At 69.3% G+C, this 12,101-nt stretch carries 8 protein-coding genes and 1 pseudogene; 4 read left to right on the top strand and 5 right to left on the bottom strand.

The window, feature by feature from the left end; all coding sequences use genetic code 11:
- Positions 1 to 99: 99 nt before the first annotated feature.
- The 4 genes from V9U70_RS06030 to V9U70_RS06045 form a co-directional block, all read right to left on the bottom strand.
- A complete protein-coding gene (locus tag V9U70_RS06030) occupies positions 100 to 825 on the bottom strand; it encodes a GAF and ANTAR domain-containing protein (RefSeq protein WP_336673417.1) in 726 nt (241 codons plus the stop codon).
- A gap of 651 nt (positions 826 to 1,476) precedes the next feature.
- Entirely contained in the window at positions 1,477 to 3,627 is a 2,151-nt protein-coding gene (locus V9U70_RS06035; RefSeq protein WP_336673418.1) for a discoidin domain-containing protein, read from the bottom strand.
- Positions 3,628 to 3,795: 168 nt separating this feature from the next.
- Entirely contained in the window at positions 3,796 to 6,006 is a 2,211-nt protein-coding gene (locus tag V9U70_RS06040; protein ID WP_419723939.1) for a discoidin domain-containing protein, read from the bottom strand.
- A gap of 716 nt (positions 6,007 to 6,722) precedes the next feature.
- Positions 6,723 to 6,959, bottom strand: a complete 237-nt coding sequence (locus V9U70_RS06045; RefSeq protein ID WP_336673464.1) for a hypothetical protein — start codon at positions 6,957 to 6,959, stop codon at positions 6,723 to 6,725.
- 179 nt (positions 6,960 to 7,138) lie between these two features.
- Between V9U70_RS06045 and V9U70_RS30500 the strand changes: the two genes are divergently transcribed.
- Positions 7,139 to 7,462, top strand: a complete 324-nt coding sequence (locus tag V9U70_RS30500) for a helix-turn-helix domain-containing protein (RefSeq protein ID WP_419723944.1) — start codon at positions 7,139 to 7,141, stop codon at positions 7,460 to 7,462.
- Between the two features lie 182 nt (positions 7,463 to 7,644).
- Here the strand turns inward: V9U70_RS30500 and V9U70_RS06050 are convergent, their stop codons facing one another.
- Positions 7,645 to 7,884: a hypothetical protein gene (locus tag V9U70_RS06050; protein WP_336673420.1), complete on the bottom strand. Its 240-nt coding sequence runs from the start codon at positions 7,882 to 7,884 to the stop codon at positions 7,645 to 7,647.
- A 355-nt stretch (positions 7,885 to 8,239) separates the two neighbouring features.
- Here V9U70_RS06050 and V9U70_RS06055 point away from each other — a divergent pair.
- The 3 genes and pseudogenes from V9U70_RS06055 to V9U70_RS06065 all read left to right on the top strand — a co-directional run.
- Positions 8,240 to 8,654 (top strand): annotated as a pseudogene (locus V9U70_RS06055) (transposase family protein); the annotation flags it as partial.
- A gap of 1,283 nt (positions 8,655 to 9,937) precedes the next feature.
- Entirely contained in the window at positions 9,938 to 11,119 is a 1,182-nt protein-coding gene (locus V9U70_RS06060; RefSeq protein ID WP_336673421.1) for a globin domain-containing protein, read from the top strand.
- Positions 11,116 to 11,730, top strand: a complete 615-nt coding sequence (locus V9U70_RS06065) for a pyridoxamine 5'-phosphate oxidase family protein (RefSeq protein WP_419723940.1) — start codon at positions 11,116 to 11,118, stop codon at positions 11,728 to 11,730. The genes V9U70_RS06060 and V9U70_RS06065 overlap by 4 nt, the downstream gene beginning before the upstream one ends.
- The last annotated feature ends 371 nt before the right edge of the window (positions 11,731 to 12,101 follow it).

The following is a 12,101-nucleotide window of genomic DNA, read 5'->3' on the forward strand; positions in this document are numbered from 1 at the left end:
CACCAGTGTGTGGACTGCCGGACGTTGGGAACTCCGGGTGCAGGCCGGGCCGGCGGCGTTCCCCTGGGGGCTGGTTCGGCTGAGGTTCCTCCGGTTCTGTCACGTGCCGGGGGAGCCGCTCCCCCCGTGCTCCGGCCGGGGCAGGGCACCGAGTTCGGCGACGTGGCGGGCGACCTCGCGCAGCTTGATGTTGTGGTTCTGCGAAAAGCGACGCAGGACGTTGAAGGCTTCGTTCTCGGCGAGGCCGTGGCCGGCCATGAGAATGCCCATGGCTTCACCGATGACGTGCCGGGAGGCGATCGCCTGCTCCAGTTGCTCGTGGACCCGTGCGCTGGAGAGGGCGACGGCAGCGTGGGAGGCCAGGACCCAGGCGGAGGCCTCACCGACCTCGTTGAACCGTCCAGGATGCCTGGCATACAGGTTCAGCGCGCCGAGGTTGTCGTCCTCGGTGAACAGCAGGACGCCCACCATGCTGCCCACTCCGAGTCCGCGGGCGGAAGACGCGAAGGCGGGCCAGCGCTGATGCGGGGCGGTCATGTCAACGACGCGGTAGACCCGCTCCCCATCCCGGTGGCGGGCCGCGTCGAAACAGGGGCCCTCCTGGAGACGCTCCTGCAGCCGGTCGCTGTCGGTGACCCACTGCTCGGTGGCTGCGAGGGTCCGCACTCGGTCTTCGCGCATGACGAGGACGCCGGCGGCGTCGCAGCCCTCGACCAGCTCGGTCGCGGACGTGGTGATCAGCTCGAACATGTCGGATACGCAGTCTTGCGCCGACAGGTCGCGTGCCATCGTCGCCATCTGTTGCGCGAAATCCTGCCAGTCCATGCCCGTGCGGCTCCCTACCTGGCACCAGCCCTACGGCGGCGGCACAGCGTCCAAGGTGTCCTCACGACCCTACGGAAGACGCGATCAGGAACGGGGCGCCGCCCCTGCGCCGTGAGGGCAGACGTCGATTCCCACATGGGTCAGACCCTGCGGGAGCGGCCTGCCTCGCTCATCGACGCAGGACCCTCCCGCTCCCTGGCCCCCGAGCGGCCGGGCGCCCGCCCGTCGAGGCCGCCCCGGCAGGAGCCTTCTGCGGCCCGGACCGCACCTGCACCGTCCCTCCCACCACGCCGTAACCAGGCAGCAACGCAGCACCATCGCCACAACCCGCGGACTATTCCCGCCCCGCATGATCCTTGCCCGCCGCCCGGCCTGTCGCCCCGCGCCACACCGCCCGCGTCGCTGTCGACGCCGGCCGCGAGCACAGGACGACGAACGCGAACCAGCCGATGAAGCGCCCGGCAGGCGTGCCGGGCGCTTCATCGGGCCATACCTGCAGGTAGGTGTCTCATGCCGGACATACTGGCCGGATCGGTGCTGCGCCCGACACGTCCTGCCGGTTGAACGCGGTGTCCATCGGCCGGTGGGCAAGGGGGGCGGGAGGGGTGGAGGCCGCTCCGCGCCGGAACGGCCCCCGGGAGTTCAAGCTGATCAGCTGTAGACGCCGAACTCGTGTAGTGAGTAACCCCAGCCCGTGCCGCGGGCGGTGAGCTGGAGCCGCACGTGGCGGGCCGTTTCGGTCAGGGCGATGGTGTCGATGTCACCGTTGCCGGTCGTCGTGGTGTGGACCGTGCGCCAGACATTGCCGTCGTCCGAAACCTGGACCTGGTAGGACTTGGCGTAGGCCGGGTCCCACACCAGTTGCAGGGTGCGGACGGGCACCCGTGCGCCGAGGTCGACCGATATCCACTGGGGGTCGCTCCAGTCGCTGGCCCAGCGGGTGTCGGTCTTGCCGTCCGTGGCGCGCTCCGGCGGGCAGGGGCAGTCGCCGTACGAGGCCTGGGAGCTGGAGGCCGTGGTGGCCTTGCCCAAGGCGACATTGGTGCCGGTCACCGGCGGGGCGACGACCTTGACCGACTTCGTCTCGATGCCGGCGTTGCCCTTTCCGTCCTCGGACTGGATGTAGACCTTCCACACACCGAGCTTCTCGGGAGCGGCGACCGCGAACGTGCCGTTGCCCGTGGACCTGAACTGCGCCGGAACGAGCCGCTTGTCGCCGTTGGCGTAGTTGCCGCTGAGGAAGATCTTGTTGGTGAGCCGGTCGCCCTCGGGGTCATGGATGTCCGCGCGGACGGTGAACTCCTTGCCCGCCGGGGCGGACCCGGCGGGCGTCACCGTCATGTCGGTGATGACCGGCGGCAGGTTGTCACCGGCGTTGGAGCCGGTGTATGCCTTCTTCACCGCGTAGTACGACAGCCGCTTGAGACCGTCGGGGAGCAGGTTGAACCACACTCCGCCGAAGTCGTGCTCCAGTCCGTAGTGGAAGAGGGTCGCGCCCAGGGACACGCCCTGGTGGCCGGTGATGCAGTCCCAGGCCTTGGTGTAGCCGTCGCGCTTCTGCACGTCGGTCGGCTCGTCGGGGACGCCGTTGGCGTCGTCGGGCACCTCCCACTCACCGGCGGGGCCGCTCTCGGTGATGATGTAGGGCTTGGTGTAGCCGCCCTCCTCCCAGTCCTGCTGGACCCCGCACGTGTCGCCGTAGGCGTTCATCGAGTACAGGTCGAGGTCGGGGGCGTTGCGCTTGTAGTAGGGCCAGGCGCCGGTCCATGCGTCGGTGGAGGTCACCGGGTGGTCGGCGTCGATGGAGTGGATCTTCTTGGCCGCGTCGTTGACGAACGTCGTGTAGGCGTTGCGCTGGGCTTCCAGCTCTGCGCCGCTGTAGCAGTTCTGGAGGCCGAGGACGGATTCGTTGCCGACGTTCCACATGAGGGTCGCGGGATGGTTCTTGTAGGTCTCGACCCACTTGGCGATCTCGGTGAGCATGGTCGACTTGTACCCGGTGTCGGTGACGTAGTTGGCGCAGCCGCCGCTGCCGGGGCCGCCGCCGGGCTGGAGCCAGAAGCCGTTCATGACCCGCAGGCCGTTCGCGGCGGCCGCGTCGAGAAGCGGCTTGGTGCTGGCGTCCGTGCCCCAGGTGCGGACGGTGTTGACGCCCATCGACGTCAGGTCGGGCATGTACTTCGGAGCGTCCGCCATGGACGGGCCCCAGGTGAGGCCCTTGACCGTGTACGGCTGTCCACCGACGGTGAGCTGCCACGCACCCTGGCCGCCGGTGACGTTGACGGCGCCGCCGGGCGGAGGGTCGATGGTGCCCTGGGAGCCGTAGATCTGGAACTCCCAGAGGGAGTAGCCGTAGCCGCCGGGGCGTGCGGTGCCGAGCATCCGGACGTAACGGCCGGAGCCGGTGAGGGCGAGGTCGTCGGTGCCGCCGTCGCCGTCGGTGACCTTCTTCAGAGTGGTCCAGTCGGTGCCGTTGTCGCTGGCCTGGATCTCGTAGGCCTTGCCGTAGGCGCTCTCCCAGGTCAGTACGGCCCGGCTCAGATTGGCCCTCTCGCCGAGGTCGATCCGGATCCACTGCGGGTCTGACCACTGGCTGGACCAGCGGGTGCCGGTGAGGTCGCCGTCGACGACCTGGGCGGCGGAGAGGCCGTCGCCCTCGTTCGAGGAGGCGGTCGCGGTCTTGCCCTGGGAGATCAGGGGGTCGGCGGCGCGCGCCTCGGTCGGTGCGGCGATGAGTGTGAGGGAGGAGGCGAACAGCGCGCCGAGGGTCAGGGTGAGAGCGGGTCTACGCAGGGAGAGCATGACGGCTCCTGAGGGGATGGGGGGATACGGACGGCCGCCGTCGGGGAGGACGACGGCCATCCGTGGGCAGAGGGGTCGGCGGTGGGCCCCGTGGGGGGCTCTCGGGCCGACTGTCAGGATCGGCCCGGGAGGTCGTCCGCCGCGGGCGGTTTCACCGCGGGGGACGGATCAAGGGAAGGAGACCAGGGTGGACGGCACGGTCGTGGTGCCGGCCGGGACCGTGGAGGCTCCGGTGTTGTTGATGACGTGGTTGTAGTGGCCCATTCCGCCGAGCGACACCACCAGAAGGCTGTGGAACTTCACGCCCGGCTTCACCGGGGCCTTGAAGCCGTGGTCCTGGCGGATGGTCGAATCGACGTTGTAGTTGCAGTAGCTGCCCATCGCCCAGCCCTCGTGGACGTCGACCGAGTCGTCGACGCGGTATGCGGCGTAGCCCTTGGTGTCGCCGTTCTGGATGGCTGCCTGGTTGGGTGCGTCGTACGCCTTCTCGTTCTGGTAGAAGATCGTCCGGCCGCGCTCGCCATACCACTCGACGTCGTACTTGTTGAAGTGCTCCACGAACAGGCCGGTGGCGAGCACGTCGTCGCCGTACACCCGGACCCCGTAGTCCGCGCGGTTGGTCTCCCAGCCGACGCCCTCGCCGTGGTCGGCGCGCCACACCCAGGTGTGGTCGATGATCACGTCGTCGCTGTGGACGGCGATGGAGGTGGTGGCCTTGCCGGCGCCCGCGCCGCCGATGCGGACGTAGACGTCCTGGACGGTGGTGGGGTTGGCGGCATGGTCCCCGGAGGAGTTCTGCGGGCCGACCTCGAGCAGCGTCGGGGAGTTGACCGTACCGGCGTCGATCAGGAAACCGGCGAGCTTGACTCCGTCGACGTCGGCGACCTTCATCGCGGTGACGCCGCCGCCGGGGATGATCGTTGCGAGACCGAGGCCGAGGACGACCGTGTTCGCGCGGTTGACGTTGATGGTCTGGTCGACGTGGTAGATGCCGGGGGTGAAGAGAAGGTTGAGACCCTGGGACAGCGCCTGGTTGATGGTGGCCGCGGTCGCGCCCTCCTTGACCACGTAGAACTTGTCCAGACCGATCGAGGTGCCCTGCGGGGTGCCGTTCCAGGAGACGCCGCGGGCGTTGGTGCGCTTCTCGGGAACGAAGACCTTGTACGTGTTGCCGTCCAGGTACAGGAACGGCTTCTCACGGGAGATCGGCGTGGTCTGCAGCGTGGTGTAACGGGGCTCGGGGAACGAGTTGGCGGGTGCGCCCTCGACGCCCGAGAACGTCTGGTTCCAGACGGAGTTGGACCAGCCGCCGATCGCGCTGTCGCGGGTGTACCACTGCTGCTGCGAGTAGTTGCCGACCTCGCCGTCCACCTTGGAGTCAGCGATGTAGCCGCCGCTGGCCCAGCCGTAACCGCTCGGGGCCAGGTTGAGGCCACCCTTGACGTGCATGCGGCGGAAGGAGGCCGCCTGCGAGACGGCCCAGCGGTTGGTGCCGCTGACCGGGTTGATGGCGAGGTTCTCGGCCGAACGCCAGAAGTTCTGCGTCGCGTTGCCGTTGAACCAGCCGGCGTCGACGGTCACGTCACCGTTGATCGTGGTGTCGTCGGGCTTGAGGCCGAGGCCGGAGATCGAGGTGTAGAAGCCGATCTCCGCGTTGAGGTTGTTGTAGGTGCCCGGCTTGAAGAGGAACTGGTGCCGGCCGTTGCCGAAGTGCGCCGCCTCCTGCTCGTCGAAGACCTGGTCCAGTTTGGCCTGGATGTTGGGCGTGGAGGGGTCGAAGACGTGCACGTTCGGGCCGAGGTCGCCGCCGCCGGGCAGCTGGGGGCCGTCGGTGCCGCCGGACTCGCCGTAGACCTTGAACTCCCAGAGGGAGAACCCGTACTGGGTGCCGCGTTCGGTACCGTTCACTCGGACGTAGCGGGCTTCACCACTGATGTTCAGGGTGTCGGTGCCGCCGTCGCCGTTGGTGGTCTGGTAGGCGGTCGACCAGTCGGAGCCGTTGGCCGACAGCTCGACGCGGTAGCCCTTGCCGTAGGCCGCCTCCCAGTCCAGGACGACCTGGCTCAGCTTCGTGGTCGCGCCGAGGTCGACGCGTATCCACTGCGGGTCGGAGGCGGCACTGGACCAACGGGTGGTGGCGTCTCCGTCGACGGCCGAGGCGGCCGGGGTGCCGTAGTTCTCCTCGCTGGACGCGGTGACCGGCTTGCCTTGGGAGAGCAACACGGGTGCGGCCTCGGCCCGCGTGGCGGGGACGACGGCGAGAAGGGTGGCGGCCAGGGCCGTGGCCATGGCCGCCATGAGGCCGCGGGCTACCGGTGTCGAGGTTCGGCGACCGGGGCCGCGTGGCACCGGGACCACTGGGGATATGGCTGTGGGCATGCGGGGGCTCCTCGAGATGAAACAGGACGGGAGAGCGCTCTCCCGAAACCTTGCCCGCCGCGCCAGTCACGGTCAAGGAGCCCGACAAGGCTTTTCTTTCATCTTTTATTAAGCCGATACATCTGCACTGGGGTGGAGTCGGCGCCCGGCCGGGTGCCGCGTGCGCGGGGAGCCCCGGCCCCCCGACCGGACGGCCATCCTCGGCACCTTCGGACACTCGGTTCGGTCCGGCTCCGGGCTCCGGCGACCCGGGCTGTCACCGATCTTCGCCACCGGCTCCCCCACCGGCACCCCGGACTTGGGGACAGACCGTCGCGTCTGTCCCCGGCTGCGCAAGAAAGGCCCGGAGGCGGCACACCCCGTCGACCCGGCCAGGAACGTCCGGCGGTCCGGCAGTGGCCGCAGGGGGCGGATCCGGTGGGTACTTCGGCGCGAGCCGCTTGCCCCTCCGTCAGAACTGACCGGCCGGACGCCCGAGCCTTGCCCATCTGGCCGGATAGCGACGGCTGGCCGGTGCGGCCGGCATGCCGTGCGGAGGCTCCGGGCCCTCCCACCGGAACCTCGCTTGGGGTACTCGTGTGCGGCGTCCCACGGGATGCGCTGGCCGCCAGGGCCGGGGCGTCGCCCGAGGCACAGGACGCGGGCCCACGGGGAGGCGGCCGTGGTGGCGAGGCGGGAGCCGCAGAAGCCGCTCGCTCCGGTGACGGCGATCGTGGTCATCGGTCCTCCGGGGGTCGAGGGCTGCCGACCGCCCGGACGGTGAGGGTGCGCCAGCCCGGCAGGGCGGCGCCCCGGTCGGCACGGGCGCGCAGGACGGTGGGGCGGCGGGGGGGCTCGACCATGGCTTTGAGGGTGCGCTCCTCCCACGCGTTGAAGAAGTCGCAGTGGAAGAAGTAGCCGCGACCGTTTGCAAGGCGGACCGGCGGATTCAACCGGTTGTCACAACGCCGCATGGTCAGCGAGGTGGGTGGTGATTCGTCGTCAGCAGGCAGCCGATCGGGCGATACGCCCGCATTTGAGGTCCCCGGGCCATTCGGGATTCCAGCGTCATATCGATGCGGCGTTCTGAGATGAGATCGCCGAGGATTTGCGCACGGAAGAAGCGGCCGGAGTTATCGGCGTGGCATCGACGGTGCCCACGCGCTGGCGTCGACAGTGTGGCGGCATACGACCGTTCGACCCGAGGCCCCATTCGGGCGGGTATCTATCATTCTCTGAGCGAGAGGGGATCGCGCTCCTCAACGCCCAAGGCATGGGCGCTCGTGAAATCGCTCGGCAAGTCGACTGTGATCCGGGGGCGACATTTTGTGAGTTGCAGCGCAACGCGGCCACCCGAGGCGGGAAGATCGATTACCGGGCATCGGTCGCGCAAGGGAAATCAGACATGGCCGTCCACCGCCCGAAGGCATCGAAGTTGTTCGCCAGTCCGCGGTTGTACGCGTACGCCCAGGAGTAACTGTCCGAAGAGATCACCACGCCTGGCGGCAAGGCAGAAGGCCCTCACCGGATGGACGCTGTTGGTTTGTTCTGTCCCACTGGATATTGCCCAGTGGGACAGAACAAACCAACAGCGTCCATAGTGGCGCGGGCTCTCACCTGTTCTGAAACCATTGCAGCCAGGTGTACCTGACTGCCGGGTCAGCGGACGAAGTAGCCACGCTCCGCGTCGAAGTATGCCTTCTCGCCCTTGATGTAGGTGATCCCGTACGGACCACCGAGGTTGCGGTACTCGCCGCTGGCCCAGCCGCCCTCGATCTCCGCGTGGCCGCCGCGGGCCGGGCCGTCCCAGTTGTTCGCCCCGTGCGCGGAAGCCGGGCCCGCGGCGACGAACCCGGCCGCGGCGACAGCTGCCAGGGTGATCGCGATACGACGAATCATGAAGATGCTCTCCTTATGTCATCGGTACGTGCAGTGCAACCATCCTGACCACGAAGACCCCCTGTGGCATATGCGGCACGCGGACCCCCCACCAGGAGAACCCGTTCGGCCGACGGCAGCGGTTTTCCCGGCATAGACGTATCTCCCCCGAGCCGCCCGCGCCAGCGCCTGGGCCCGCAGCTGCTCGGCAGCCGGATCGGAGAGATGAGGGCGAAGTGCACACGGTTGTGGATCGGCCGACTGCTTATTGCCGGTCGCTTCACCATGAGGTCGCCGATGGGTTTACTGTCACGCTCGACTTCGTTCGTAGGATGATTCCGCACCTGCTGCCGAACGCGAAACCCGATCCGCATTCTCCGGCCGCATCCGCGCAGACCAGCCGTACTACTCGCAGACACACCGCGAGCACGATATGAACGTGCAGGTCATCGCCCGGCCCGACGGGACACCGCTCTGGTTCTCCCGCACCACACCCGGCCGCACTGCCGACCCGACGTCAGCCCGCGCGCACGGGATTGTCGGGGCAGGTCCCGGCAGATCTTCGTCCCCGTCGGCCGCGCCTACCAAGGTGCCGGTGCCGGCGTCACCTTCCCCACCCGTACTACCACCACCGCGAACAACCCGAGTGCCACCAGCAGTTCACCCGCGACCACGCCCGACTCAGGTCTCCCGGCGAGCGCGCCTTCGCGCAACTGAAGTCCTGGCGAATGCTCCGGCGAGCCAGATGTCTCACTCGCCGCGTCATCACCGTCGTTCAAGTGGTGTTCACCGCCGCGCTGACGGGTCCCTGCACCGCCCCGGCGGGTGTACGGGCCCTGCGGGCGGCCGACACCCCCGGCGCTGCCCACCGGGTCCTCGCCGATCACGCGCGCTGCTACCCGCCCGCTGAGCCGGGCCGCGGATCCGTTCCGAAGCCGCTGTACCCGGACCGGCTGGCGAAGGACTTCCTCGCCCTGACCCTCCCTGGCCACCGAGCTGACTACCCCGGCGCGCGGCTGGGCCTCCCCGGCAACGGCTGCCCTGCTGGAACGGGCCGGGACGGACGCGACCGCACCCTGGGTCTCGCCTGCCGTCACGTTCCCGGCCTCCGCTGCCGATCGGCGGCCGCACTTGAGTGCCTACCAGCACCTCCCGATGCTGGTCGCCGGCCTGCGACCGGCCGTGGAACGGGCGACGCCGCCATTCTCCTCCTCGCAGCTCCGCCCGACATCGGGGCCGAAGTGCGGGAAGCCGTCGCGTCCGCCTTCCCGGACCAACGTAGTCGAGCAAGGCATGGCCGGTCTTCCGCCACGGCACGGCTTGCCCCGTTCAGGGGCGGGTGTCCTTGGCTTGGCAACGCTTGAGGCCAGGGTGAGCGTGAAAGTGATCACCTGGTCCGCGGAGAGGCCGGGGCGCGCACCGTCGAGGAGGTCCTCGCATGCGAAGGGCTCCGAGCCGGTACCGCCCGCCGCGGAGCATGCAGCCCTGGCCTCCGGTGCGGTCATAGTGCTGGACGAAGCTGGTGCAGCGTTCTTCAGCCGAGGTCTCCCGCCACCGGCATGCGGGGAGCCCTGCGAGTCGCCGAACGGGGAGCTCGTGCCGAGTCGGCGGGGTGGGCGGCCCGCCCCGCCTCACCGCTCCTGTGGCCGCACATTTCTCAAACCCCCTCCTCACGGGTGATACGGGCGGCAGTTCAGGAAATGGTCGGTCGCCCGGTGGCTCTGCGGGCCCCAGCAAATGCCGCCGCAGCACTGCACCCAGCCTCACGGTCGTTTACGGGCCCGGTTGTTGACCTTCGCTGTGCCTTGCGCGCACAGGGTTTCCTGGGGTTCCGGGGGCGGGGCTCCGGCTCCGTTCCCCGGCGTGCAGAATGGCTTGGCCACAGATCACACTCGAGGCTCTGGACCTGGGCCGATTGGAATTCCCCTCTACGATTGCGAATGTCTTCTTTGTCAGCACATCTGGTAGGCCCGGTGCCGCCGTCCCCACACGCGGCATCTGGCTCCCCCCACACCGTTTCTGCTCGACAGGTGAGTGAGCACCGCCGCCTGTCCCTGTCCGCAGGGCGGCCGTGATGCCCGCCCCGCTCACCGACCGGGAAATCTTCCTGGTCCGCACAAGCCTGTCCAAGGTCGCTCCTCAAGCCTCGGAGATGACCGTCTACTTCTATGCCATCCTCTTCGCCCGTTATCCCGGAGTACGGGAGCTCTTCCCGGAGAACATGGACGTCCAGCGCGACCGGCTGCTGCGCGGGCTGCTGCGCATCATCGACCTCGTCGACGACATCGACAACCTCGTGCGGTTCTGCTCCCGCCTGGGGCGGGACCACCGCAAGTTCGGAACACTGGAGGCCCATTACCCGGCGGTGGGCGAGTGCCTGGTGGCCTCTCTGGCCCGCTATGCGGGGACCGCGTGGAACCCTGAGGTCGCCGCAGCCTGGACACGTGCGTACACCGTCGCCGCGCAAGTCATGATCGCGGCCGCCGCGGACGACACGCGACTGCGGCCGGCCTCCTGGGGGGCGCAGATCGTCCACCACGAGTACCGCGGACACGGCATCGCCGAGATAACCGTGCAGTCCGACTCGCCCTACCAGTACGTCGCCGGCCAGTACGTGAGCATGGAAACCCCCTGGTATCCCCGCGCCTGGCGCCACTTCTCCCCCGCTCACCCGCCGCGCTCGGACCACACGCTCACGTTCCACGTCCGGGCCGTCCACCAGGGGCTGGTCAGCAACGCACTGGTCCACCACGCCGCCCCGGGGCACCGGGTGCGGCTGGGGCCACCGCAGGGCGAGATGACCCTGGCGGCTGCCGGCGACCGCGACCTGCTGCTGGTGGCCGGCGGGACCGGTCTCGCGCCCATCCGCGCCCTGCTGGAGGAAGCCGCCGCCTCCGGCATGCGCCGGTACGCCGATCTCTTCGTCGGAGCGCGGACCGCCCAGGAGCTGTACGGCCTCGACGACATGCTGCGCCTGGCCCAGCGTCACCACTGGCTGTCCGTCCGAGCGGCCGTTTCGCACCAGGACATCGCTGGGCAGCAGGGGACACTTCCGCAGGTCCTGCGGGAGTTCGGCCCCTGGGACCAGCACGACGCCTTTCTGTGCGGTCCCCCCGACATGGTCGCCGCAGCCGTGCGCACCCTTCTGCACCAAGGCACACCCCCGCAGCACATCCACCACGACCCACTCGACACACCCGTTCTGAACGCCCCCCTCACACCACCCCGGCCCAGTCAGGAGTTCGACCAGCTGTGACCCACCCCCACACCGCCCCCTCGCGGGGAGAACGTCTGCTGCAGATGCACCTGGGCACCGTCGAGCGGGCCGATGCCTTCTACGGCCGGCAGGTCCACCCCTACCTCACCACGGCGATGCGTGACTTCATCAGCCGCCAGTCGATGGTCTTCCTGTCCACGGCTGACTCCGGTGGGCACTGCGACGCCACCTTCCGCGCCGGCCCTCCCGGGTTCGTCGCCGTGCTCGACGACCGCACCCTGGCCTACCCCGAGTACCGCGGAAACGGCGTGCTGGCCAGCGCCGGCAACATCACCGAGAACCCGCATATCGGGCTGCTCTTCATGGACTTCACTCACGAGCACATCGGGCTGCACGTCAATGGTTCCGCCCAGCTCGTCGGCGACCAGGAGCTGCGAACCACGCACCCATGGATACCCGCCGACCCCGCCCCCGGGCGGCACCCCGTGCTGTGGACGCTCATCACCCTCCACGAGGCCTACGTGCACTGCTCCAAACACATCCCCCACCTCGAACCGGCCCCCCGTCCCTCGGGGACGCCCCGCGCCCGCCCCAAGGACACCGACTACTTCACCGAGCCGACCCCGACGCCCAACGTACCGGCCGGGTAAGCGGCAAGGCCGGCAATGCTGGTCAGCTCCCCGGCACCGGCGGCCTTGCCCACAGCGTCACTCTGGCCCGGGTCGGGGAGTCGGCCCTGCGCCGGGCAGGGCCGACTCGCGCGGCGGACCGGCACGGCGACCGCCTGCCCAAGGGAGCAGCGCACGCGGATCGTCGGCGCAGGGGCGTGCTCCGACCGTGTGCTGTCTCCCTCTCTCCGGCTCGGCTACGACGCCTCCGTCGAGGCCTGCGTGCGATCCCGCAACAGGCAGGCTCTGGGTGACTGGTAGAAGCGACTGCGGGACGCCTACGCCACCACGATGGCCGACCTCGGCGTCGCGGAGAGACGGCCTGCGAGCCGTTCCCAGTGCTGCGCCGCGGA

The sequence above is a fragment of the Streptomyces pratensis genome (genome assembly GCF_037137275.1).
Lineage (GTDB): Bacteria > Actinomycetota > Actinomycetes > Streptomycetales > Streptomycetaceae > Streptomyces > Streptomyces pratensis_B.

Excerpts from the sequence above, each read along its gene's own strand:
- V9U70_RS06030 (WP_336673417.1), bottom strand. The coding sequence starts at position 825 with ATGGACTGGCAGGATTTCGCGCAACAGATGGCGACGATGGCACGCGAC.
- V9U70_RS06045 (WP_336673464.1), bottom strand. The coding sequence starts at position 6,959 with ATGCGGCGTTGTGACAACCGGTTGAATCCGCCGGTCCGCCTTGCAAAC.
- V9U70_RS06060 (WP_336673421.1), top strand. The coding sequence starts at position 9,938 with ATGCCCGCCCCGCTCACCGACCGGGAAATCTTCCTGGTCCGCACAAGC.
- V9U70_RS06050 (WP_336673420.1), bottom strand. The coding sequence starts at position 7,884 with ATGATTCGTCGTATCGCGATCACCCTGGCAGCTGTCGCCGCGGCCGGG.
- V9U70_RS06040 (WP_419723939.1), bottom strand. The coding sequence starts at position 6,006 with ATGCCCACAGCCATATCCCCAGTGGTCCCGGTGCCACGCGGCCCCGGT.
- V9U70_RS06035 (WP_336673418.1), bottom strand. The coding sequence starts at position 3,627 with ATGCTCTCCCTGCGTAGACCCGCTCTCACCCTGACCCTCGGCGCGCTG.